Origin of the sequence: uncultured Clostridium sp. (assembly GCF_963515715.1) — a bacterium.
Lineage (GTDB): Bacteria > Bacillota > Clostridia > Clostridiales > Clostridiaceae > Clostridium_AW.
In genome coordinates this window covers 30,853-55,337 of sequence record NZ_CAUPZS010000026.1, presented here as the reverse complement: position 1 = coordinate 55,337, position 24,485 = coordinate 30,853, and the positions used below count along the sequence as shown (strand labels likewise).

The 24,485-nt window shown below is 33.2% G+C and carries 28 protein-coding genes and 1 pseudogene; 20 read left to right on the top strand and 9 right to left on the bottom strand.

The window, feature by feature from the left end:
- Positions 1 to 637: 637 nt before the first annotated feature.
- The 10 genes from RYO54_RS15900 to fosX all read left to right on the top strand — a co-directional run bounded on the left by RYO54_RS15900 (position 638) and on the right by fosX (position 7,042).
- Positions 638 to 913: a hypothetical protein gene (locus RYO54_RS15900; RefSeq protein ID WP_315120930.1), complete on the top strand. Its 276-nt coding sequence runs from the start codon at positions 638 to 640 to the stop codon at positions 911 to 913.
- A 48-nt stretch (positions 914 to 961) separates the two neighbouring features.
- Complete coding sequence (locus RYO54_RS15895) at positions 962 to 1,444, top strand: hypothetical protein (RefSeq protein WP_315120927.1); 483 nt, start codon at positions 962 to 964, stop codon at positions 1,442 to 1,444.
- Positions 1,445 to 1,802: 358 nt separating this feature from the next.
- Positions 1,803 to 2,270, top strand: coding sequence for a hypothetical protein (locus tag RYO54_RS15890; protein WP_315120924.1), 468 nt, complete (start codon positions 1,803 to 1,805; stop codon positions 2,268 to 2,270).
- A 77-nt stretch (positions 2,271 to 2,347) separates the two neighbouring features.
- On the top strand, positions 2,348 to 2,620 hold the full coding sequence (locus RYO54_RS15885) for a TfoX/Sxy family protein (protein WP_315120921.1): 273 nt from the start codon (positions 2,348 to 2,350) through the stop codon (positions 2,618 to 2,620).
- Between the two features lie 33 nt (positions 2,621 to 2,653).
- A complete protein-coding gene (locus tag RYO54_RS15880) occupies positions 2,654 to 3,127 on the top strand; it encodes a GNAT family N-acetyltransferase (protein ID WP_315120918.1) in 474 nt (157 codons plus the stop codon).
- A gap of 56 nt (positions 3,128 to 3,183) precedes the next feature.
- Positions 3,184 to 3,600, top strand: coding sequence for a hypothetical protein (locus RYO54_RS15875; protein ID WP_315120915.1), 417 nt, complete (start codon positions 3,184 to 3,186; stop codon positions 3,598 to 3,600).
- A 76-nt stretch (positions 3,601 to 3,676) separates the two neighbouring features.
- Positions 3,677 to 4,540 carry an ARMT1-like domain-containing protein gene (locus RYO54_RS15870; RefSeq protein WP_315120913.1) on the top strand — a complete coding sequence of 288 codons (864 nt, stop codon included), beginning with the start codon at positions 3,677 to 3,679 and terminating at the stop codon, positions 4,538 to 4,540.
- Between the two features lie 141 nt (positions 4,541 to 4,681).
- Positions 4,682 to 5,674 (top strand): alpha/beta hydrolase, encoded by a 993-nt coding sequence (locus tag RYO54_RS15865; RefSeq protein ID WP_315120911.1) that lies wholly within the window; start codon positions 4,682 to 4,684, stop codon positions 5,672 to 5,674.
- Between the two features lie 485 nt (positions 5,675 to 6,159).
- Complete coding sequence (locus tag RYO54_RS15860; protein WP_315120909.1) at positions 6,160 to 6,579, top strand: DUF523 domain-containing protein; 420 nt, start codon at positions 6,160 to 6,162, stop codon at positions 6,577 to 6,579.
- A gap of 49 nt (positions 6,580 to 6,628) precedes the next feature.
- Entirely contained in the window at positions 6,629 to 7,042 is a 414-nt protein-coding gene (fosX, locus tag RYO54_RS15855; protein WP_315120906.1) for a FosX/FosE/FosI family fosfomycin resistance hydrolase, read from the top strand.
- A gap of 268 nt (positions 7,043 to 7,310) precedes the next feature.
- Here the strand turns inward: fosX and RYO54_RS15850 are convergent, their stop codons facing one another.
- The gene (locus RYO54_RS15850; protein WP_315120903.1) at positions 7,311 to 8,213 is read right to left on the bottom strand and encodes a LysR family transcriptional regulator; all 903 of its coding nucleotides are present in this window, start codon (positions 8,211 to 8,213) and stop codon (positions 7,311 to 7,313) included.
- A 148-nt stretch (positions 8,214 to 8,361) separates the two neighbouring features.
- Here RYO54_RS15850 and RYO54_RS15845 point away from each other — a divergent pair, with 148 nt between their 5' ends.
- The gene (locus tag RYO54_RS15845; protein WP_315120900.1) at positions 8,362 to 9,777 is read left to right on the top strand and encodes a M20 family metallopeptidase; all 1,416 of its coding nucleotides are present in this window, start codon (positions 8,362 to 8,364) and stop codon (positions 9,775 to 9,777) included.
- A 380-nt stretch (positions 9,778 to 10,157) separates the two neighbouring features.
- Positions 10,158 to 11,738 carry a D-aminoacylase gene (locus RYO54_RS15840; protein WP_315120897.1) on the top strand — a complete coding sequence of 527 codons (1,581 nt, stop codon included), beginning with the start codon at positions 10,158 to 10,160 and terminating at the stop codon, positions 11,736 to 11,738.
- Positions 11,739 to 11,922: 184 nt separating this feature from the next.
- Here the strand turns inward: RYO54_RS15840 and RYO54_RS15835 are convergent, their stop codons facing one another.
- Positions 11,923 to 12,261 carry a hypothetical protein gene (locus RYO54_RS15835; RefSeq protein WP_315120895.1) on the bottom strand — a complete coding sequence of 113 codons (339 nt, stop codon included), beginning with the start codon at positions 12,259 to 12,261 and terminating at the stop codon, positions 11,923 to 11,925.
- 518 nt (positions 12,262 to 12,779) lie between these two features.
- On the opposite strand from RYO54_RS15835, the gene RYO54_RS15830 reads away from it, so the two are divergent.
- From RYO54_RS15830 to RYO54_RS15820, 3 genes are all read left to right on the top strand, one after another.
- On the top strand, positions 12,780 to 13,127 hold the full coding sequence (locus RYO54_RS15830; protein WP_315120893.1) for a YmaF family protein: 348 nt from the start codon (positions 12,780 to 12,782) through the stop codon (positions 13,125 to 13,127).
- Positions 13,128 to 13,569: 442 nt separating this feature from the next.
- Positions 13,570 to 14,418 carry a MerR family transcriptional regulator gene (locus RYO54_RS15825; RefSeq protein WP_315120890.1) on the top strand — a complete coding sequence of 283 codons (849 nt, stop codon included), beginning with the start codon at positions 13,570 to 13,572 and terminating at the stop codon, positions 14,416 to 14,418.
- A gap of 96 nt (positions 14,419 to 14,514) precedes the next feature.
- A complete protein-coding gene (locus tag RYO54_RS15820) occupies positions 14,515 to 18,309 on the top strand; it encodes a TrmO family methyltransferase (RefSeq protein WP_315120887.1) in 3,795 nt (1,264 codons plus the stop codon).
- A gap of 205 nt (positions 18,310 to 18,514) precedes the next feature.
- On the opposite strand, the gene RYO54_RS15815 is transcribed toward RYO54_RS15820, so the two are convergent.
- The 7 genes and pseudogenes from RYO54_RS15815 to RYO54_RS15785 form a co-directional block, all read right to left on the bottom strand.
- Positions 18,515 to 18,679 carry a DUF3847 domain-containing protein gene (locus RYO54_RS15815; protein WP_315120884.1) on the bottom strand — a complete coding sequence of 55 codons (165 nt, stop codon included), beginning with the start codon at positions 18,677 to 18,679 and terminating at the stop codon, positions 18,515 to 18,517.
- 75 nt (positions 18,680 to 18,754) lie between these two features.
- Positions 18,755 to 19,210, bottom strand: a complete 456-nt coding sequence (locus RYO54_RS15810) for a sigma-70 family RNA polymerase sigma factor (RefSeq protein ID WP_315120882.1) — start codon at positions 19,208 to 19,210, stop codon at positions 18,755 to 18,757.
- Between the two features lie 87 nt (positions 19,211 to 19,297).
- Complete coding sequence (locus RYO54_RS15805) at positions 19,298 to 19,726, bottom strand: sigma factor-like helix-turn-helix DNA-binding protein (RefSeq protein WP_315120879.1); 429 nt, start codon at positions 19,724 to 19,726, stop codon at positions 19,298 to 19,300.
- Between the two features lie 260 nt (positions 19,727 to 19,986).
- Positions 19,987 to 20,217, bottom strand: coding sequence for a cysteine-rich KTR domain-containing protein (locus tag RYO54_RS15800; protein ID WP_315120877.1), 231 nt, complete (start codon positions 20,215 to 20,217; stop codon positions 19,987 to 19,989).
- A 35-nt stretch (positions 20,218 to 20,252) separates the two neighbouring features.
- Positions 20,253 to 20,546: a hypothetical protein gene (locus tag RYO54_RS15795; protein WP_315120875.1), complete on the bottom strand. Its 294-nt coding sequence runs from the start codon at positions 20,544 to 20,546 to the stop codon at positions 20,253 to 20,255.
- 97 nt (positions 20,547 to 20,643) lie between these two features.
- Complete coding sequence (locus RYO54_RS15790; RefSeq protein ID WP_315120872.1) at positions 20,644 to 21,303, bottom strand: TetR/AcrR family transcriptional regulator; 660 nt, start codon at positions 21,301 to 21,303, stop codon at positions 20,644 to 20,646.
- Positions 21,304 to 21,451: 148 nt separating this feature from the next.
- A pseudogene (locus RYO54_RS15785) lies at positions 21,452 to 21,728 on the bottom strand (TnpV protein).
- 214 nt (positions 21,729 to 21,942) lie between these two features.
- On the opposite strand from RYO54_RS15785, the gene RYO54_RS15780 reads away from it, so the two are divergent.
- From RYO54_RS15780 to RYO54_RS15760, 5 genes are all read left to right on the top strand, one after another.
- The gene (locus RYO54_RS15780) at positions 21,943 to 22,071 is read left to right on the top strand and encodes a hypothetical protein (RefSeq protein ID WP_315120869.1); all 129 of its coding nucleotides are present in this window, start codon (positions 21,943 to 21,945) and stop codon (positions 22,069 to 22,071) included.
- Between the two features lie 150 nt (positions 22,072 to 22,221).
- Positions 22,222 to 22,872, top strand: coding sequence for a DUF998 domain-containing protein (locus tag RYO54_RS15775; RefSeq protein WP_315120866.1), 651 nt, complete (start codon positions 22,222 to 22,224; stop codon positions 22,870 to 22,872).
- A gap of 232 nt (positions 22,873 to 23,104) precedes the next feature.
- Positions 23,105 to 23,341, top strand: coding sequence for a hypothetical protein (locus tag RYO54_RS15770; RefSeq protein ID WP_315120864.1), 237 nt, complete (start codon positions 23,105 to 23,107; stop codon positions 23,339 to 23,341).
- A gap of 186 nt (positions 23,342 to 23,527) precedes the next feature.
- Positions 23,528 to 24,163 (top strand): DUF4085 family protein, encoded by a 636-nt coding sequence (locus tag RYO54_RS15765; protein ID WP_315120862.1) that lies wholly within the window; start codon positions 23,528 to 23,530, stop codon positions 24,161 to 24,163.
- A 138-nt stretch (positions 24,164 to 24,301) separates the two neighbouring features.
- Positions 24,302 to 24,442, top strand: a complete 141-nt coding sequence (locus RYO54_RS15760; RefSeq protein ID WP_315120859.1) for a hypothetical protein — start codon at positions 24,302 to 24,304, stop codon at positions 24,440 to 24,442.
- Positions 24,443 to 24,485 lie beyond the last annotated feature (43 nt).

The window sequence follows — 24,485 nt, the reverse complement described above, 5'->3', positions numbered from 1 at the left end:
CGATTATTTGAATTTGCTTCTGCCACTCGTACATTCGTCTGTTCACCTCGTTTCAACCGTTCTACATTTATTATAAAGAAATAGAGAGATTACTGCTTGATTTTACTTGCTGTTATTTCATTTTTCTCTTTTAAGTTCCGCATCTTTGCTATCTGCATAGTACTACTCAATTACATTATATCCCATAAACATGACATCATAAAATCTTATTAAGCTATTTACAAGGGATGTTTTGATTTATTTCAGTCAAAGAATTCTCTAAGTTTATATGTTCTTAGAATAGTTACCATTTCTCCTAATTTTCAGAGATTATGAAGAAGAATCTAAAAGTAACGAAATAAATCTGATTGTATTAATATAAATGTATTAAGAGATTATTTTATGTACATATTGCATATTATTTCTAATAGTGAAAGCGAACTAAGTAATATTACATCGCTTTTGAGTTATATCTTTAATATATGTAATACCAAACTCTTTATTTCACATGGCTATAGTATTTGGTATAATATTCCTTAGGGGCATAATAAAAGAGATGTATTTAAATCTATATAAAGCAATTGGGATTTTAAAATCTTTATTTATTGAACCTTAACATATGATGCATTTAAATGAGAATTAGGATAGGAGATTATGCATGGGAGAATTGTTAGCGTTTTATATTTATCCTTTGCCAAAAGGGACAGAGTATATAAAAGAACAATTAAATGATACAAATAAAGTAGAAGAATTATTTGATTATGTACAAATTTTAGAAGCATGTATAACAAAGAAAGGTTGGGAATATTTGATTAACGTACATGGTTATGAAACATTATTTAAAATAGATAGAAAAAGTGGTTGGCATGATGCTGAAGATATAAATAATTTTATTAGTTATGTTGAAATTGAGAAAAGTAATGCACCTGATTAATTGTTAGGATATTGGATAAATTCTAATTTGAAAGATAGATGACAAACCATGCTAATAGCAGAAATAGTTATTTTATGTGGACTATTTTTTGTGATATGTTATTTTAATACTGGTAGTGACAAGAAAAATATAAAGAGTTTTTCTTCTTATCCTAATGAAGTACAACATATAGTGAAAGAAAACCATTTTCTGAATGATAAAATTAAAATCATTACCCCATTTATATCTTTCATATCAAATATCATAATGTTCGTAGTTATACTCTTTATATTTGGTTTATTCATGAAACAAGCAAATTTTATAGACAATTTCACAAGCTTATTGATTTTAGGTCAAATCCTTAATTTGTTTGACTTTCTTATTATAGATATTCTTTGGTGGAGAAATTCTAAAAGGATAAGATTTACAGGAACAGAAAATATGGATAATATATACAAAAATCCTAAAAATCATTTTATTTCTTTCATTAAAGGAATTTTTGTTTTCTTAATTGTTGCTGTTATTGATGGATTACTATTATCATTCTTTTAATAAATTCCAACTTACATTTAAATGATTTGATTAAGGAAATAAATATAAGATTATTATTTTACATTTATTATAAAAACAATTTGCTGGAGCACCGTATTGTTCAATTGAATTTTATGGTGTTTTTTGTGTGGTGATATGCTTAAAAAGCGACTTAACTATATAAATTGAAAATAACGAACAATGTGCTTTGAAAATTGAGTAATTCAGTGTTAAAAATAGTATGAAAATCCTCTGGAATCTATAAGTTATGTAGAATCAATTGCCAACTAAATGATATAATTAGAAGTAATTGAGATAAAATAGTAATATAAGACAAACGTGAATTATTTCATTCTTATTTTGAAAGGAGTACGAAAGTATGCCACAAGTTACAAAAGGAGGCAAATATATATTTGGTTGGTCAAAAGTAAATGACGATTTAAGTATACAATTGCCACAAATGGCTATAGATGAATACAACATAACATCGGAAGGTAAAGTGTTCCTTATTTCTGGAAGCAAAACAACTGGAGGCTTTGTAGTTACAAGAAAAGGATTATTATTTGATTCAAAAATAGGGAATATTTTAAAAGAAACCCCAGATTTATGCAATTATAAAATTGGAGAGGGAGAATTTGTTAAATATAAAGGGCGATTGTATTGCTGGTGTAATATTTCAAAAACAGGTAAATTATATCTAAATGAAAATATGTTAAAAATATTAGATATCAGTATCGGAAATAAACTTCTTTCAATTCGAAGTAGTGACATTGCATTCTGTATGGGACAAAAGGGCCAATTGATTGAGAGAGCAGAAAATTATGAAGGTGAAATAATAGTTTACTAATACTGCTTGCTAATTTACAATCTTCTTTTTTAACATCATAACGATAAAAAACGAATAATTTGAAAGGAAGTTTTGCTATGGGAGAATTATTAAACCTACCTAATATTGGAAAAGAAGTTGAAAGGCAGTTGAATAAAGTAGGCATATTTACTTATGATGAATTAAAAGATATTGGCTCAGAACAGGTTTCGCTAAAAATACAAGAGGTTGACGCTTTTGCCTGTATTCATAGACTGTTAGCACTGGAAGGTGCAATTCAAGGTGTTAAGAAAACCGCCTTACAAGAGGAACGAAAGGCAGAGTTGAAAGATTTTTATAATTGGCATAAATGTAAAAAGGAATTTATCTAGTAGTTTAAAATATTAGCGGAGGTATTGTACAATATGAATGAATTAAATCTTAGACAATTAATGGATGAAGATGTATCATTATTTAAAAAGTGGTTATACCTACCTCATGTTTCAAAATGGTATCATAATCCATTAGATTGGATTGATGAAGTGGAAAAGAGACAAAGTGATTTCAAGTGGCTACATCATTATATTGTGGAATATGATAGAAAACCTATAGGGTTCTGTCAATATTATGAGTATTTTAATAGTGGAGAAACTTGGCATGGTAATATACCAATTGATGGAACATACAGTATTGATTATATGATTGGTGAGGTGGATTATCTTAAAAAAGGATTTGGGAAAGCAATTATTAAGGAACTTATTAACAAAGTAAAGTTAAATTTAAATGCAAAGCGAATTATTGTTCAACCTGATTCTGAAAATAGAGCTTCTTGCAACACACTGCTATCCTGTGATTTTAGATTTGATGAAGACAATAAGATTTATTTAATGCATGTATAAGAGTTATGATAATAATCTGTGCTCAACAAATTCCAAGTTTATAGGAGGCGATAACAATGAGTTATGGAATCTATTTTAGTACAGGGTTAATTGCAAATATAGATTATTGGAAACCATTGATAATGGAATATATTGAAGAAGCAGATGGCATCAGAATTGATTGTTGGAATAATGAAGAGCAGATAATATCTGATTTGAAAGAACTTTGCAATGATTTAGATTTAGAAAGTAATTGTAATATGCATATATTTAAATTTAATATAACTGAGAAAGTTATTAACGAGTTGGTTTATAACTCAATAGGGCATAATGGCAATATTAAGTGGTTTTCATTTTTTTTGACAAGGAATAATGATATTATTTTATCCTCTAGTCACTATGGTAAAGAATTTTCGATTGAAGGTATATCAAAGGAAGAAATACAATTTGTAAAGTACTTTATACCAAAAGGTTCAAGTGTAAATATCTATTAGTAAAAAAGGTGAAGTAGAGTTATTTGCATGACATACAAATAAATAGCAAATTATTTAATGCAAAAGAGGTGTAATTATGAGAATACATGATAAATGCTTACCATGTGTGGTAAACCAAGTTATCAAAGTGGCAAATATTACAGGTGTTGATGAGAAGGAAGAGTTATTGAGGGAAGTTTTTACTTATCTCAGTAAAATGGATTTTGAGATAACCACACCAGAAATTATTGGAGAAATTTTTAACATGATAAAAAAACATACGAATAATCCAGACCCATATAAAGAAACCAGAAATTACTACAATACATTGTTTCTGAAACTGTTACCTGAATTTGAAAGGAAGATTGAGCAAGCTGGAAATTCGTTTCAATTAGCAGTGCGATACGCCATTGTTGGAAATATTATAGATTTTAATCCTATTCACAATACATTATTAGAGGATATATTTGATTGTTTTGAAAAAATGGAACAGTTAGAATTAGCAATAGATAATTCTAAGGAGCTAATGGAAGATATTTTAAATTCAAAAATATTATTATACTTAGGTGATAATTGTGGAGAAATCTGCATGGACAAGATTCTTTTAAAGAAAATAAAAGAACTGAATCCTAATATTAAAATATTATTCGGAGTACGAGGTAAACCTGTTGTAAATGATTCTATAGCTGAAGACGCATATGCTGTAGGAATTGACGAATATGCAGAGGTCATAGATAATGGGGATGGTTCTCTTGGGACTGTGCTTAATCGAACAAGCACTGAGTTTAGAGAAGCCTATGAAAAGGCTGATATAGTAATCTCAAAAGGGCAAGCGAACTATGAATGTTTGAGTGAAGAAAATAAAAATATCTATTTCCTGTTAATGACCAAATGTGATGTAATCGCAAATAATATTGGCGTTGGTAAAATGAAAATGATTTGTATGAAAAACAAAGTTTAAATAAGCGATTCAGCGATTATATAGGTAAGTTACAAATTTCAATTTATTAATAAACTTGAAAAGATAAAATAACATAGTATACAGCTGGACATCCATACATCCCCAAATTGAGAATAGCTGTATTTTAGGGGGAGTTTATAAATGGATCTAGAAGCAGAAAAAGATAAAAGAAGGGCCAAACCAATAGGTGGAAAATTATTTAGAAAATATGTATTTATCACTTTAATTTGCATAGTTATTATTTTATTAATTGGTTTTTTATACGAAAAAATTGGTGAATATAATGATGCTAAAAATCATCTTCCAGTAGGAAAAATGGTTGATGTAAATGGTCATAAAATAAATGTTTACAGTAAGGGTGAAGGAAATACTACTGTAGTTTTTCTATCAGGTCACACTACTCCAAGTGCATATGCAGATTTTTATCCTTTGTACAATGAAATTTCAAAGTATACTAAAATAGCTACTTATGATAGACCAGGGCATGGATGGAGTGAGGTAACAGATGAGCCAAGAAATATAGATTCTATTGTAGAGGAAATGCACACCGCGCTTATAGAATCAGGTCAAAAGGCCCCATATATATTAGTTGGACATTCATATGCTTCATTGCAGGTAATAAGATTTGCACAAACTTACAAAAATGAAGTAGCTGGTTTAGTGTTGATAGACGGTGGTAATCCTGAGTATTATGCTGAAAATGGTTTAGAAATTCCTAATAATACAGCATCTACTTATAAATTACTAAAGTTTACGGGTATAGCAAGGTTAATGCTTTATTATACAGATAGTTATTCAAAAAAACTTAACTTACTACCTGATGATTTAAAACAATTGTATTTATCAATGATTCTAAAAACTATGTATAACAAAAATATTATAGATGAGGGTAATATGGCAAAAAACAATGCAAAAGTTGCTTTAGAAAATGGTCATTTAGGTAGTTTACCCATTAGAATAGTAACTGCCCCCAGTGATTTGGAGTGGGATAGCAGTCAAAGGGATTTAAAAGAGTGGTCAACAGATAGCCAACAAATAGTTGTTAATGGAGCAGGACATGCAATACATCATTCTAATCCAGATGTTATAAATAATGAAATAAAAAAATTATATAATATAATTAATATATACTAATCAATAACTATTTATATAAATTTATAAAATTCAATAACTAAGTACCCAATAGATTACAAATAGAGCTCAATAAAGCGTTGTAATTCCTCACTGCGGGGTTGATTTTTTTAAGATATTAAAACTAGGAACATTTCTACATTAGGTATTAGTATGGAGACTATTCTATCAATATCCACAAATCCCATAGCGAATATATCTGGAAAGTCTGATTGGGAATTTGTTTAGAGGGGAACTTTGATACAGAGAAATACTACTAATTGTCCAGGGAGGAATTTTCCTTTGGAGAGGCTAGGGGATGATTTGAAATAGGGGCAAAGATAGAATATTAAAACGCAGTAGGTTTTAGGGCTTACTGCGTTTAGGTCGTTTTATGATTATATGATGAATTAAACAATAAAAGTGTTCTTTGAAAACTAAATAGTGTGATATTTGAAAATATGTTATAATATATAAAAAAATAAATGACAATTTTAGAGGGGATAATTATGAAAGTATTGGTTAGTTCTTGTGTTATGGGATGTAACTGCAAATATAATGGTGGTAATAACTTAAATTCAAGAGTAGTAGATTTTTTAAGAGATAAAGAAGTAATTGAAATTTGTCCAGAAATGTTAGCTAGTATGAGTATTCCAAGAGCTTCTGCTGAAATAGTAGATGGATGTGTTACTGAATCTAATGGTAAAAATGTTGACAAGGAATATCGAAAAGGAGTTGAATTAGCATTAGAAAAAATAAAAGATGAAGATATTGATTTAGTAATTCTTCAGTCACGCAGTCCGACTTGTGGAGTTAATAGAATCTATGATGGGAGCTTTACAGGAAAATTGATTGAAGGTCAAGGACTATTCGCCAAAGCTCTTATTTATGCTGGCTATAAAGTAATTGATTCGGAAGATGTGCTATAATTTCTATATGCTAATAAACAATTGTTAGATAAGATGGAGGAATATATCTATGATTGAATGCGTAAGCCATATTACTTTTGTTGTGAAAAATTTAGACAAAACTACTCAATTATTTAAAGAACTATTTAATGCTAAAGAAATTTATTATAGTGGTGAAAAAAAGCATTCTTTATTTAAAGAGCGTTTTTTTATTATTGGTAGTCAGTGGATAGCTGTTATGGAAGATACAAATATACTTAACAGAACTTATCATCATATAGCATTTAAAATATCAGATTCTGATGTAGATAGTTATTTGGATAAAATTAAAACTCTAAATTTAGAATTAAAGCCTCCAAGGAAAAGAGTATCTGGAGAAGGCTATTCTATATACTTTTATGACTATGATAATAATTTATTTGAGCTTCATACGGAAACATTAGAGAAAAGATTAGCTTCGTATACAGAGATAGATAATATATAAACTATATTTATATTAATTTATAGTATTCTTATTTAACGTCATAACTAAAAAACAAATGATTTACTAAAACACCGTATTATTCTAATTTGAATTTTACGGTGTTTTTACGTCGTAATTCAAATAAACTAAGATCTAATTTTCCTTAATTATTTTTGAAATTGGAGAATGAATTACCCAACAGGTTACATTTAAAGTTTAATAAAAAGGTATAGTTTTTTAGAAGAACTATACCTTTTATGATTCTTTTATAGACATCTTAGAGTTTTAGCTATTTGCTTTTTGAAAGTTCCTCTATAACCAGCTCAACAAAGCGTTGTAATTCCTCGCTATGGGGTTGATTTTTTTTATATATCAAAACTAGGAACATTTCTACATTAGGTATTGGTATGGAGACTATTTTATCAATTCCCTTCATCTCAGGGTGAAAGGTACATCCAATGCTGAATGCATCTGTTGATATTACTATCTGTCCCCGAGTTTCTCTTTCAGTGACATTTATTATTCTATCAGTATCCACAAATCCCATGGCGAATATATCTGGAAAGTCTGACAATGTATTAAAGCTATAGTTTACAAAGGGATAGTGATGCAGCTCATGGAAAGGGAAAGGTTGTATTTCTAGTAAGGGATGGCCCTTGCGCACATTCACATTTACATTCATACTGCGTATAACGTCAATTTCTAAACTTTTGTTTGGCATAGTATTTAGGTAGCTATCCAGTGTAGTGCGATTTATAAGTGCGATACCAAGTTGACTTTTATTCATATAGACATTGTCAATTATTTCCCTTGAGGAGGCAGTGGATATAGAAAAATCCAAATTGGAGCTATTCTGAAATTCATTGCAAAGCTTTGCAAAGGCCTGGGATACTGATGTGTGGTTAAACATGCATTCCACAGAAAGTTTGCGATAGGGCTCCGTTTCTGTTATTTCTCCAATCTTTTGAAACTCTATTAGTATGTTGTTAGCATGTTTTAAAAATTTTACTCCTTCTGGTGTTATAGTTATTCCCTGGTTTGTACGCTTAAAAATTTTAATTCCCAATTCATCCTCCAGCGAATTTATAGCAGAACTAATATTAGGTTGTGAAACATAAAGCTCCTTTGCCGCCTTGGAAAAGGAAAGTGTGCGCGAAACTGCTAGAGCGTATTCTATTTGTTTAAATTTCAATGTTATCACCCTCCCTTACATATAATTGTATGAATTTTCTATATAGTTTGCAATGCTATTAATTATTTTTATAAGGGTATAAATATAATATATTAGACATAGATAGTTACCTCACTTAAAATTATTTATAAGAAAGGGGGCAACTACTTTGGATTATACTTTATTAAAAGAATTAATTGAAGAAAAACAGCAAAAGTTTGAGGGAGTTAGTGATAAAATCTGGGAATATGCCGAGCCTGGATTCAAGGAGGTAAAGTCATCGGCATTACAGCAGCAAATAATGAGTGATGAAGGTTTTACTATTGAAAAGGGTATAGGTGGCATAGCAACTGCATTCCGTGCCAGCTTTGGTAGTGGAAAACCTGTTATTGCTTTTTTGGGAGAATTTGATGCACTGCCTGCATTGTCACAAAAAGCTGACGTAATATATCAAGATCCTTTATCAGAGGGGGAATACGGTCACGGTTGTGGTCATCATCTTTTAGGTACAGCATGTATTCAGGCATGTGTTGCTGTAAAGGACTACATTTTACAAAATCATATTTCAGGAACTGTCATATATTATGGATGCCCAGCTGAAGAAGGAGGAGCAGGAAAAGCATTCATGATTCGAGAAGGGTGTTTTGATGATTGTGATATATGTTTATCCTGGCATCCATATTCTGCAACAGTAGGCTCGATTTCTAGTCTTGCAAACGCACGAGTGTATTATAACTTTAAGGGTGTAAGCTCACACGCTGCGGTATCTCCTCATTTGGGGCGTAGTGCACTTGATGCCGTAGAGCTTATGAATGTGGGAGTAAACTACTTAAGAGAGCATATTATTCCTGAGGCACGTATTCACTACGCTATAACAAACTCTGGAGGTAATGCACCAAATGTTGTACAGGCTAGAGCACAGGTATTATATTCAATAAGAGCACCAAAAAATGAACAAGTACATGAATTGCTCACCCGTGTAAATGCCGTAGCTCATGGAGCTGCAATGATGACTGGCACGACGGTGGATGTTCAAGTTGTTAGTGCTTATGCAGATGTGATACAGAATAAAACTCTCGATGGACTAGCGTTTAAACATATAAAGGAAGTTTACCCTATAAAATATACAGATGAAGAACTTGAATATGCAAAAGCCTTTCATGCTCTTGGAGATAAGGGAGATTTGCTCACATATCAGTCAATGGCTAAGATGCTTTATGGTGAAAAAGGAGAAGAGTTTTTCAAAGGAGCCATGGCAGATGCAGTATTTCCTCCTAACCCACAAAAAATGGGATCTACCGATGTTGGTGATGTAAGCTGGAAAGTACCAACTACATGGTTTAGCGGCGCTTGCTTTGCGCTGGGTACACCTGCACATTCATGGCTTGCAGTTGCACAAGGAAAATCTGCAATAGCTCATCGCGGTATGAAAGCAGCGGCGACAGTTATGGCACGTTGTGCTGTGGATATATTAAATAAACCTGAAATCGCAGAGGAAGCCAAGAGGGATCTTGAAAAAGCTCTTAATGGACAAATATATCAATCAATTATACCCGATGAAGTAAAAGCAGGAATGATAGAATAGGAGGGAACATTTTGAACAGTGGCTATTCATTCATCTCAAACAGTACTATGCCTATCGTCATAAGATATATGATTCTTACATTGAACGGAGAAAAACTATGATAATTGATGAAGACACTGGAGATGTTGATTCTGCACAGAAGAAGTATAAAGAAGTAGCAGATAACGATAATAAATTGTGGATAGTAATAGAAGCGAAAAAACATTTAAAATGATTAATGTAAGAGAGCCAATAAATGAAGTGCACCCCAAATGTTAGAGACCTATAACATTTGGAGGTGTACTTTTTTATGTAAAAACTCATAGTTTTAAGATGAAGGACATATATTTTAGGAAATATAGAAAAGCAATTTTATAAGATGATTTTCGGAGGTGTTGATTATGTATGATTTTGTTTTGAAAGATGGACTAATAGTAGACGGCGCAAGGAAACTTCCATATAAAGCTTCAGTTTGTATTAAAGATGATAGAATTGTAGAAATCACCGATGATTCAAGTGTTACAGGTAATAAGATAATCAATTGTGAAGGGAAGGTTATTTCACCAGGGTTTATCGATCTTCATACCCACTCAGATGCATGTCCTCTCAATTCGGGAAAATCAGAAAGTATGCTACATCAAGGAGTTACATTGGAGATTGGAGGAAACTGCGGCATTTCTTTAATTCCATCAAATGAATCTAATAGAGCAGAAATTAGAGAATTTTTTTCAAGAACAATTGAGATAAGTCTTGAAGATGAATTTTTAGAAATGGATAACATGAAGGATTATTTAGGAATTGCCAATGAACATCCATTGCCAATTAATGCTGGTATTTTGATTGGTCATGGAACCCTTAGAGCTTCTGTGGTAGGTTTTGATGATAGGGAACCTACATACGAGGAGCTTGAAAAAATGAAGAGTATTCTTCACCAAGAATTACAAAATGGAGCATTTGGCATGTCTCTAGGACTAATCTATCCCCCAAGTAGTTATGGGAAATTACATGAGTTTGTAGAGCTCTCAAAAGTAATTAAAGAAAATAATGGGATATTGACTGTACATTTAAGAAATGAAAGTAATTTAGTCTTTGAAGCTGTTGATGAAATGATTAAAGTGGCAGAGCTATCAGGTGTTCATCTACATATTTCACACCTGAAGCTTATTGGAAAACCACAATGGGGCAATTCAGAGAGGCTCCTTGATAATATTGAAGCTGCTCGTCAAATGGGATGTATTATTACCTGTGATCAATATCCCTATGAAGCAACATCCACTGGACTTTCTGCCCTGGTACCTGGTTGGGCGCAAGATGGCGGTAATTCAAAGATGTTACAGAGATTGATAACAAAAGATTCTAGGTTGCTTAAAGATATTGCAGCTGAAATGGAACGACGTGGTGGACCAAGCTGTGTAGGTATATCTTCCACACATGGTCATATTCCTGAACTTGATGGAAAAAACATTGAAGAAATTTCAAAGATTTATAATCTATCGCCAGAAGAAACTGTGATTGAAGTTCTAATTGGGTGTAGTGGTGAGACATCGGCAATATATTATTCACTAAGTTTGGATGATGTCCTTAATATTATGAAGGAAATGGACATATCCATAGGAAGTGATGGATACAACTTCAGTTATGATCTAGACTATAATCCACACCCTAGAAGTTTTGGTACATTCCCAAGGTTTTTACAAATTATTCGTGAAAATAACTTAATGCCATTAGAAGATGCTGTATATAAAATTACAGGGCTTCCTGCTAAAATTATTAGACTAACTGATAGAGGAGTACTAAAGGTCGGAAATGTAGCAGATATAACTGTATTCGATTTTAATGAAGTAAAAGACACGTCTACATTTGTACATTCTCCTGTAAAACCTTTAGGTATCCATCATGTTTTTGTAGCTGGTGCACCTGCACTTCTTGATGGGGTACAAACTATGAATAGAAAAGGTAAAATATTATTGAAAAACAATTAAAATGCTATAAATCAATTCTGCTACTAAAGATATTAACAATATATATACCTCAGTTACAAGCTATGTAAAGATTTTGCGACATAACTATTAAAATTAAAAGTATGAAAAATATTCATAGGTATACAAACAAATGTAACTGCAGAACAAGCTGCAGTTACATTTATTTACCTAATGTGGATGGTATTTATAGAAAGAAAAACCACCACCATGGAAATACAGGAGGGCGTCTGCGACGACGTCTACGGCGAGATCCGCCAAAAGGATCGAAATCGAAATCATCGAAATCATCGAAATCATCAAAATCGAAACCAGGTCCAAAAAATGATCTGTACATAGGATCATCGTCATAATTCATACTGCTAGGCATCATGGGATAAGGCATCATACGGCTTCCATAAATATATGGGCAGCGGCCTAGCATAGGACATTTTTCACATTCATCATATTCAGGGTCTTCATAGCGGTCGTTGCTAACCTCGCTAGAATCTTGATTTAAAACTTCGTCATTGTTTCTAAAATACATTTACATTCCTCCAGAAAAATTACAATACACAATATTATAATATTCATATATAATAAATTTGTTACCATACTCTTGAAAGAAAGTTTAAAAGTGGTAGTATTAGATTAGAATTATTTGCAGCGTGGGCATCAGTTAAAGCCATGGGTTAGGGTAGCGCCTAGCTCATGGCTTTTTTTATTTTATAAATAATACTAACTAAGAAGATAATTAAAAAAAGCATACCAATACTTTTTAATTTGTATTAGCACGCTTTTTAAACTTTGCATCTATTTTAAAGGGAAACTTAAAGATGCCTTTATAGAGTTATATTATGAAGATAGAAAAAGAATAGAAATTGTGAAATATAAAGCTTAACTCATAGAAAAAAGATTATGGAGTTTTTTATTTTAATTTTATTAATGAAAATTTCATTGCTCATTTTAAAAAAATTCTATGTGTACAGTAACCCCTTAAATACTTGTTCATATTATAAAATAGGGCAATCATTTGATTTGTCCATTTCAAAGGGAGGGATTGCTGTGCCTGATGAAGTTTTTGATTGTGAAAGGGAAGAGGATCAAAGCTGTCAAACTCACGTACACGAATATTTAGGCAGCACTAAAATTTTTGAAGAAATACCTCATAATCATCGTTTTGCTGGAGTTACTAGCGAGGCCATACCAAGTGGCAATAGCCATGTTCATCAGCTATTAGGAAATTCAGACTTTGCTGTAGGCCATCTACATGAAGTTGGAGCTAGAACTGGACCAGCTATACCAGTAGGTAGCGGCAAACATGTCCACTTTGTTTGCGGTACAACTACCATTGATAGAGGGCATGTACATCAATTTGTTTTCGCTACTCTAATTGAAGATCCTATAGATTAAATAAGCTTATTGAGTCGTCTTGATTGACGGCTCTTATTTATATGTTTATATTCTTTTGGGTGATGTAGTTTCTTATTTTTACTATATTATTAGTGTATAGTATTTTTATAGTGATGATATAAAAAATTGAAAATTATTTAAATTACTAAGATAAAATGTAATTTATTACGACTCATTAAATTATATAATAGCAAATTTCTATATTTTACTATATAATCAATTTAAAATGTAGATATAGTTGGAGGAATAAAATTTATGGAAGATTTTTTAACTAAAGAATGTAGTTTAGAAGATACAGAAAAAATTAAATACATAAGTGAAAAAACATTCATTGACCTATGTTTCTATAACTTTTATCTATTATTAAAATTTTAATTAAGATAATAAGACGACATATATACTGGATTATAATAGATGGTTCTTGAGATGAGGGGGAAGAATAATGTTTAAAATAGGAGAGTTTTCAAAACTCACACAGGTTTCTGTAAGAATGTTACGATATTATGATGAGACAGGCCTTTTGAAACCTGCTGAAGTTAATAAATATACGGGATACCGTATGTATTCTGTGGAACAAATTGAAACTTTAAATAAAATATTATTCTTGCGTGATACTGGGTTTAATGTTGCAGAAATTTATGATGCTCTTAGCAATTGGGACAATGATTTTATTAAAACACAGCTTAAAATAAAGGAACAGCAAATCCAAGATACTATAAATGCAGAGCAGCAGCGACTAGCAAAGATAAGAACTGCTATGAATGATATAAATAAGAAACAAATAGGAATTCATTGCAATGTAACCTTGAAAACCATTCCTAGCTATCAAGTTCTCTCTTTGCGAAAGATTATTCCGGATTATTTTTATGAAGGGCAGCTATGGAAGGAAATATATGATTATATTAAAACTGAAAAACTAAACATTTCAGAAAGCGATGATACCTTTGCTATTTATCATGATGTAGAATATAAGGACAAAGCTGTTGATGTGGAAGTATGCATTATAGTAGAAGAAAAAGGTGCTAAGGAAGAAAAATGTGTTAACAAAGATGGTTTTATATTTCGTAAAACAGAGCCACTTGAAAAGGTAGCTTGTTCAATGGTATATGGACCTTATGAAAATATATCCTCTGCCTATATGTCCTTTGTACACTGGCTAGAGGAAAATAGTCAATATAAAATGAGCGGCATTAGCCGTCAGGTTTGTCATAAAGGCCCATGGAATGAGGAAGATCCAAATAAATACCTTACTGAAATCCAAATTCCTGTTGAATTAAAGGAAAATATATAAATGGACTGATAGATTTTTCAGTCCATTTTTGTTGACTCTCACATGGTGTCAGGGTTTATTATCAGGTTAAAACCTATTAAGTAGGAGGCGTATTTAATGGATAATAAAAATTACTATGATTTTTTCCCCATTGGACAAGTGGATATAGAAGATAATATAAGTAAGATAGTGATTAATAAAGAATATGCAAAGGGACTTAAATTTTTATCATTGTTTAGTCATGCAATAATTGTCTATTCTAAAAACACAAAATCTAATGTGCCTTTTTCACATAAGGTTGTTAAAGTAATTAGTGCTGATGAAAAGTCCGGTATAGTTTATTTTCAGGGAAATCCATATTTCTCAGAAGGGGATTTTGTTTATGATATTAAACCATACTTCCCTTGTGAAGATAGAGTAAAAGATTGCTCTGTACCAGAAGGGCTACATTCACTTCAACAGTGGAAAGCTGAGAATATGAACGATGCAGCAGTTAGAAAAGAAGGTAAAGGGTCTTTAGCGCCCAGTGGAAAAATAAGTTCTATAGGAAACATTAGAAAGATAAGAGGGGAGTTTTTCCTTGAGCTATCTAATAATGCTGAAGAGTATTTTGAAAGGCTTATAGGCTACTCTCACATAAAGATTTTTTGGTGGTTTAATGGCTTTGATAAAAGTAAGTATAGAAGAATAACAGAATGTGAGCCACCATATGAAAATGCACCCAGGACTGGAGTGTTTGCTTCACGTTCCCCAGTACGTCCTAATCCTATAGCTCTGACCACTGCACGAATTATTGACTTTGATAAAAAATTAGGAAGGATTAAAGTAAGTAATTTAGATTGTTTTGATAATACACCCCTTATTGAAATTTCACCTTATATCCCATCAAATGACAGAGTTTTAGATTTTAAAGTTCCAAAGTGGTTATTCCATTGGCCAGAGTGGTTAGATGATAGGGTAACAAATACTTCAGGGGATCAGGTTTCTTTAAAGTCATCTAGTTTGGATATTATTAAGAAATACTCAAAATCTTATAATAATAAAACTATGAAGGCTGAGGATTTTTTTAAGAGCAATGAAAATGAAAAAGTGGAGCACACAAAAGGTATTATTGTAAAAGGGGCAAGACAAAACAATCTAAAAAACATAGATATTACAATTCCTTATAATAAGATTACTGTAATTACTGGTGTAAGTGGTAGCGGCAAGTCTAGTCTTGCATTTGACACTATATTTGCTGAGAGCCAAAGAAGATTTATGGACAGTCTTTCTATATCTGATTCCTCACTTTATGAACAAATGGAAAAGCCTGATTTTGATATGATATGTGGACTTCCTCCATCAATTTCAATATCTCAAAAGAACATTGGCCGCAATCCACGCTCTACAGTAGGGACAATTACAGATATATACGATTATCTCCGTACACTCTTTGCAACCATTGGGATACGACACTGCCCTGATTGTGGAAATGCAATTATTTCTTTAAGTGTAGATGAGATTACTGAAATTTTATCAGAACTTCCTTTTGGTACGGCAATTGAAATAACACCCTTTAAGGTTGAAAGTCCATCATATAAATATGTATTGGCTGAAAAAATTGTTGAAGATGATGCTTTGTCACACTATGTAAAGAAATCATTAGAAATAGGTAGTGGAGCAATTTATGTAAGGATTGAGGATGAGGAGAGAATTTTATTTCAAACAACGCAGATGTGTTATCATTGCAATCATATTTTATTTGAATTAACTCCATCTACATTCAGTTTTAATAATCCTGAAAGCATGTGTCCTGTTTGCAGTGGCCTTGGAGTTAAAATGGAGGTTGACCCTAATTTGATTGTGTCACGTCCACATTTATCAATTCTAGATGGAGCTTCGAATCTGTGGAAAGATTTAAGAAAGTTTAGAGATAAGCCCAATGCAAATTGGATGAAAGGTGAAATATTAGCACTGGCAGATGATATGGGGGTTGATTTAGAAAAACCATGGGATGAGCTCTCAGGGGATTTTCGTAGGCAAGCTATTTGGGGCTCTGATGGAAAAGAAGTTACCTTCACATATAAAAATAGTAACGGACGAAGTGGCAATATTACAAGACCAGTAGAAGGTGCTTACAATTCCCTGAATCGTATTTTTTCTGAAAACAATGGAGAGGCAGGAAAAAGAATTGCAAATGAGTTTATGAAGCAATCTAATTGTGATTGTTGCCATGGGGAACGACTTTCAAAAGAAGGAAGAATGGTAGAGGTTGCAGGTACACGATTTCCACAGGCGGCATCAATGTCAATAAGTGAGTTGAATAAATGGGTTGAAGAACTGCCGAGCATGTTATCAGATACCCAATTGGGCATAGCAGATTCCATACTAAAAGAGCTTCATAAAAGACTATGTGGTTATACTAAAGTAGGCGTTTCTTATCTAACCCTTGATCGAGCGGTGCCAACATTGTCTGGTGGTGAATTGCAAAGATTAAGGCTTATAAAACAGTTAGGTAGCGGCATCACCAATATGCTTTATGTGCTAGATGAACCTTCTGCTGGCCTTCATCCTAAAGACCATGAAAAACTTATAAAGCTTATAAAAGAGCTTAGGGATTATGGAAATACGGTAATTGTTGTGGAGCATGATGCAGAAACTATGCTTATGGCAGATTATATTATAGATGTGGGACCGAAAGCTGGCATTGATGGAGGAAGAATAGTAGCAGAAGGTACTCCATTACAAATCATGAAAAACCCTAATTCAGAAACTGGAAAATATCTTTCAGGAGAAAAACAGGTAATTATAGAAAAATCAATGCTTTCTAATGAATGTAATTGGATCAAACTTAATGGTGCAAGGTGTAACAATCTTAAAAATATAGATGTCTCCTTTCCTATTGGAGGGATTACTTGCGTAACAGGGGTCAGTGGTTCGGGGAAAAGCAGCCTTGTTTCTAAATCCTTGTATCCTGCTATTGAAAATAGAATTAATGAGAGAAAAGATCTACACAATATGAAAGAAGATCTTCACCGAAGAAAAGAAGATCTGCACAATATAAAAGAAGATTTACAGCAAAGTAAAGAAGAACTACACAATATAAAAACAGACCTCCACAAATATTGTGATTCACTATCAGGTGATGAGTATTTTGATAAAATTATTCATGTGAATCAAAGTCCTATTGGACGTACATCACGTTCAAATCCCGCCACCTATACTGGAGTTATGGATGAAATCAGAAACCTTTTTGCTTCTACAGAAGAATCGGAGAAAAGAGGATATAAAGCAAACAAATTTAGCTTTAACAGCAAAGAAGGTGGATGTGAAGTATGCCATGGAGAAGGAAGGGTATGTACTCCTGTATCATTTATGGCGGATATCTGGACACAATGTACTGTTTGCAAAGGGAAGAAATATAAAAAGGATACCCTTCAAGTAAAATACAAAGGTAAAAATATCTATGATGTTCTCCAAATGAATGTAACAGAAGCCTTAGATTTTTTCATAGATATGACAAAACTAACACAGATTTTAAACACCTTATGTGAAGTGGGATTAGGGTATATAAAGTTGGGGCAAAGTGCACTTACCTTATCTGGTGGCGAAGCACAGAGGATAAAACTAGCCAAAGAACTCAGCAAAAATTCAAGTGGAAAAACTCTTTATATACTTGATGAACCTACAACGGGACTACAATTTTCTGATACTCGAAACCTTTTAATACTCCTTGAAAAAATAAGAGCTGCAGGAAACAGCATTATAATAATTGAACACAACTTAGATGTAATTAGAAATTCTGACTGGATAATAGATTTAGGCCCAGAAGGAGGAAGTGGAGGAGGATATGTCATTGAACAAGGCACACCTGAAAAAGTAGCAAAAGTAAAGGAGAGCTATACGGGGAAGTTGCTTAAAAATATTTTATAACATTAGCATAGGATATTTTCAAAGTTATAAGTGTTTAAAATTAATTAACATTAGTCTATAATATAAACAAAAGAATAAACTAATTATAATCGAGAGTGTTAACAAGCTACCAATGAAAAAATCATTGCCCTCGGCAGAGCGCACAGCACCCGTAAGGGTGTATAAGTGCGCCCTTAACCAAGGAAGGGGGTGCATTCCTCAGCAATCAGCGTTTTTCTTGCAGAAATGCCTTGACCTGTTCGCCTGTCATGGCAGCAACTTCGGGGAATACGCTTTCTAAAATCGCCCCTTGCTCAATGAGCCTATGGGTACGCTCTCGGCGTTCCTCTTTATGCTTGCGGTTAAGTAGAATTTTCTGCCTGTTTTTCAAGCTGTCTGATTTCCGTTTCAATCTCTGATTTTTTCATCTGCAATGCTTTAAGTTCTGTCATAATATCCTCCTTGATTAAATCCACTTTTGTTTCTTGAAATGCTTGTGCAGCCTTTTCAAAGCACCACGAACACTGTCGCTGACCTGTGGGGAGCTAACACCCTCGGCGGCTGCAATCTCTCTGACTTTCATACCCAACAAATATCGAGCGTGTAAGCGGCGAGCCTGTGTCGGTGTGAGAATGGCAAAGGACTCCTGTAAATGCAGCAACAAACGCTCATGCGCTATCTGTTCCTCCCACTCAATCATGTAGTCCTCTGGCGATGGCTGCGGCCAACCGATGGCATCATTTTCGATACCGTCCTCACAGTCAAGGGAGAAAAACGCCTTGTAGTAAAACCGCTTTCGCTCATAGTTGTTTTCCGCACGGAGCATGAGCAAAAGTGCCTCGGCTACCTCGTCCGACACCTCAATGAAAGTGTCCTTTTTGTAGGTTGGGTAGTAATACTTTCTTAGGTTGATGATTTGCATAGGCTAAACCTCCTAAATGCGAAAGGGACAGGCAATTTCTCGTCTGTCCCTTTCGGTAATGTGATGGAGCAAAATGCCCCTCACTGTTTAGCCTGAAAAATGCGTTTCGTGGGGTCTGCTTTGCAAAAATTCTTGATATTTTTTTCTGACCGCCGTAATGCTATCCCTCACAGCATACTTGGAGCATTTGCAATGCCGCCCGATTTCCGCATAGCTCATGCCCTCAAGGGCATAGAGTAAAAACCGTTGGCGCTGTGCATCGGTACAAGCGTTTAGCACTGCCATAATCTCGGCAAGGGTTTCTTTGCGGCAAGCAATTTGTTCTGGAGTGAGTATGTAGCTGCGGCTGCACTCATTGACGATGATTTGCTCGTCAAGCTCTCGCATATCCCAGTGCCGTAGCTGCTCATGGGCGAGGTTTTCATCCTTGTGGGTGGCTTGGTCGAGATAGGTATAGACCTCAATGCTGACCTCCACGGACACGGCTTGTCCGTTTAGTTTTATAGTTATCTCCATAACCGTTCCCACATTCAGATTTTTTGGCCTGAATGAGGGCGGTGGAGAACGGCAACGAGGGGCTATAAACGCAAAAATGCCAGACTGAATTAACTTCAATCGGGCATGGGCATAGCTATTCTGTTGTGGGTTTGGACAATAAAAAGCTAAGGTATCACAGGAGGATTGTGGTGCTATATTCCTTTTTCAATTTTGTGGCTTTTGAAAATATCTGCAACATGGCAATCCTCCCTATGAAAAAGAGCCGACAACCACGAGTTTCAATCTCGTTGGTTATCGGCTCTACGTCTAGCGTTTGGCTCTTTGATAACTGTCATATTTAGTTGTTTTACATTGATTAGAGTTTCCTGCTTGCATTTGGGGCAAAAGAGCAGGAAGTTTTCCAGTATGGTATCTTCGCGCATTTGTATTCGTGTTTTGTTTTTGCAAACAGGGCAGAGTAACCATTCTGTTTTCAATAACACATCACCCCACAAGTCTTTCTGACACATTTCGAGCCAACTTGGTCAGAAGTGTTAGACTGCCACTATGTTTCGTTAATAAGTGTATTCAAAACTTCTTGCACATTAGGAGAGGCTTTTATTGTTCCCCGTACTTTGACACTTTCTATGGTTTCTTTCACCAAATCAGGTGTAACATCTTCTGAAAATGTCAGTATGCCAGTCATTTTGATGTTTGCCTTTTTGTTGGATGTCTTTAATTCTTCTAAATCCCTACGAGTAATAGTAACGATACCAAGAGTAGCAGAACTTGGTTTGCCGATAATATTCTCGTTGAACTCTGCTAAAAGATCATCCAGTCCAATGCCGTTTCTTTTCATTGCAAAAATCCTCCTAAAATAAATATTTATTTTATACATATTGTATGTATGTATTTAGTTAAAAGAATTACTTTTTTGTAATTCTCTTCTGCTTGTCTCATTTTTTGATTTCAACAACGATACCTTGGTCATTTATTACAACATGAGAAGTTAGGGCTTTATCGAGAACCGGCAACCCCAAAAAATCAACAATATCCTTTGCCATATTAAATCTTTGCCACGCTTCTTCTTCGTTTGCTTGTGGGTATATTGTCGGCATCATCCAAACATTACAAATCAACAAAAACAATTCCGCTGTTAGTTTCGGATACTTTGCTTTGATTGAGCCATCGTTTATACCTTCTTCAATAAGTTCAGCATATTTTGACGCTAAAAAGGTTCGCTGTTTTTCCATATATATCTTAAAAGCTGTCGGGCTGCTTTCAATCAATGGAAGTATTTGAAGGTGAAGTACGGCATATTCTTCGCTCTCGTTTAATATTTGCAAGGTCAGTTTTATTTTTTCTAAACCATTTATGTCGGTGCGGACTTTGATTTTTGCAAAAGGGTCTATATCATTAAATAATTTATCAGTCAGCGCAAAAAAAACTTTTTCCTTAGTTTTGAAATGGTGATAAAAGGCTCCTCGTGTCAGGCCGCCCATTTTATCGACTATATCAAGAATTGTTGTTTGCTCATAGCCCTTTTCAATAAACAGTTTTAATGCAGCGTCAAGTATTATCTGCTCTGTTTCTTCGGGATATTTGTTTCGTGGCATAAATGCACCTCTTTTCATACACTGTGTATGTTTAAAGTATAGCAGAGGGGAAATGCTTTGTCAACAAATAGATACATCTTGTATCTAAGATTAAAGCAACAAGAAAAAAGAGTGCGATAGCATTAAACCTACCGCACTCCCTTAATACTTAGTTATAAACTAGCTCCGCAAATATGATTTCCTCCACCTGTGATTTGGCTGTATACATCAGGGCTACCCATTTCATTTGGTCGGCGGACTTGAGCTGCTCCGGAATCCCTGCCGCCTTTATCATCGGCGGATTGGTCGATTTCAAGCAAGTGGGGATACAGTTTTTCGGATAAAAGCAAGCTGTTATACAGCGCAGGGCGGTGTTCTTGTAAATATGCTTTCCTCATTCGTCCATACTTGCCGAGTGGTATTTGCGGCTGTTCGCTCAATGTCAAATTGGGGTAATCTTTGTGTTTCTCATGCCTTTGACCTCCTGTATGTTATAATTGACTTCAATAACCATGAGAAAAAACATGATTAAGTTGTCTCTTAGAGCATACAACTCCAAAGATAACTCAAGAAAATGTTCATATTTTTATTCCTTTAAAAGTAGCTAAGGTAGTTGAGAGAGAAAGTAAAAATAAAGGAATAGATAGAAAACAAGCTTTAATGAATTTTTACAACTCTAAGATATATGAAATTCTAGAGCAAGAGGATACAAAGTTATGGTATGAAGGTGTAAACTACTTGTACATGGGATGGCAAATGGAACAAAGAGGAGAAGATCTAGATATTTAGGTATAATAAGAAAAATTAAAAAATCAAGTAACTCTTAGCTTCAGATGAAGGAATGTATCATCTGAAGTTTGTTCTTTTAGAATTAAATAATATGGAATTTATGGTATTATTTAATAGAGGTCATTTATTTTTCATGTTGGGGGGAATTTGATGATAGATTCTATAAAAGGTTCATTTGGCTGGGTGCTATTATTAATTGCAATTGTTGGTGATTTTATTGTCCCATATATACTTGCAATCTTTTATAAAGGCTATAGCCATAAAACAATGGTAATGAGTTCATTAGGAAATCCAAGTAGTCCTGTAAGAGGTTATTATAATATTTGGCTTATTTGTTTGGGAGCATTATTAAGCATATCTACATTGACATTGTATAGAAGCTACAGTAAGACTTCAAAAGTATTAAGTGCCAGTGTAGTCACTTTAATAATTGTATTCGCAATTGGAGCGGGAATTTTATCAGGAATATTTAGCGTTAATGAAAGCAAAGATGTTCAAACAGTGGCATCACAAATACATGGTTTTGGAGCAGCAATTGGATTTATGGCATTGTTATTTGTTCCAATGCTTTTAGGAATATTATCTTTCAAAAGTAAAGATAACGTAACTGGAGTTATATGTTTAATTTCTTTTGTCTTTGCGTTAATATTTTTTATACTATTTATAATGGCAGATAAACCTGAATTTAATAATACAATTATAGCAAATGAAGGACTTTGGCAAAGACTTACATTACTATTTATGTATGTACCATTTGGATATATTGCAATTAAGAATATTATAGAGATAACATATAATTGATAAGTATAATAATCTATGTAACTGTATCTAAAACACCGTATTATTCAACGTGAATATGCGGTGTTTTTGCTTCTCGATACAAGAAAGTGTAATGTAGCTATCTAAATTAAAAATATGTTATAATTTTCTTGTTGGCCAATGATATCAATACTAAAGATCGTTAATATAAGCTATACTTCAGTGTACGATAGTAAAATATTATGCATGTTTCATAGAAAGGGGTATGGGGAGATTGAAAATTAATAAGTGTGTTTTCTTGATTACAATGCTTACAGTATATATTTTGATTGGGATGACACCATGGTTTAGGATAAAACTTGCTCCGCCAGTAGAAATGTCAGAGTTTAATGGAATGATATATTATTTTTATCACAATTTTATTCACGCCTGGGGATTTAAAGTAATAGTTGCTCTAATAATTGCAACTATAGTAAGTCTAATTATAAGAAAAAGATCAATCAATAACTAATTTCACAACTTTCTTATAATGTGTAATAATTAAATAATTATATAATTTATAAAAAACACCGTATTATTCAACGTGAATATGTAATGTTTTTGTTACGTAATTCAAATAGATTATAATGGAATAGCTGAAGGTGATGAGTGATGTCGTCATGAAATAAAGATAATTTTTATTTGGGGGGAATTAAAAATGAATTATTTTACTAAAGAATGGTATGAGTTGTGTCAAAAAACCAGTGCTCATTTCTTTTTGGAAGAAGCGAAAGAAGCGGAATCTTTTTGTGAGGAATATTTTCAAAGATTATACAATGAAAAATTAATGGAATGGTTGGCTTCAGAAGAAGAATTTTGCTCATATCGAGAGGGTTGTGGGGAAGCAAAAGAAAGTTATATTCAGCCTAAGCCATTTGACAGAAAAAAAGCATCAGAACAATTTTATGAATCATTTATATATAGTCAAGAACACATAAAGGAAACATTACCAAAGGAGATATTAGAAAAAATAGCAGACATTCGGGTCTATGTATTGGGCAAGGCATCTTGTGAAGTAGTAAAATGTGTAACTGCATTTTGCAATCACAATGAAAAATTAGTAAAGAAAACTACTGAAGAATATAGAAAGTATTATAAAAAAGCGCTAGAATCATTTGACGGAACTATAATTAGAAATATAAATTTTCATGACTGTATTATTATAGATATAAAAGAAATAGAACAGTCCTTATCAATACTATTTGATAATTCAGGTGGGTTTACCAATATAAATGAAATGAAGTTTGAAAATTATGAGATAATAAAGCAAGACTCTTCACTGGAAAACTCATGATGGCTTTATGAGGAAATATATGAAACAAAGGACAAATATGAATTACATGTATTGCTTCAAAATAAAAACGGGGATTTAGTAGAATTCATTATTTCTGCTGAACACATTTCTTTTAAACGTAGCTAGAAAAGATTTGTTTTGGGGATATATAAATTTAACAATGAATTAGTAGGTATAGTTGATATTGTAAGAGATTTTCCAACTGCCGGGCAATGGATGCTTGAATTAATGCTTACTGAACCACTATTAAATGTTATGACTTTGCAGCTTTGTAATTAACTATAGAAATTATGGAGGGGTTTTATGGAATGGCTGAAATTAG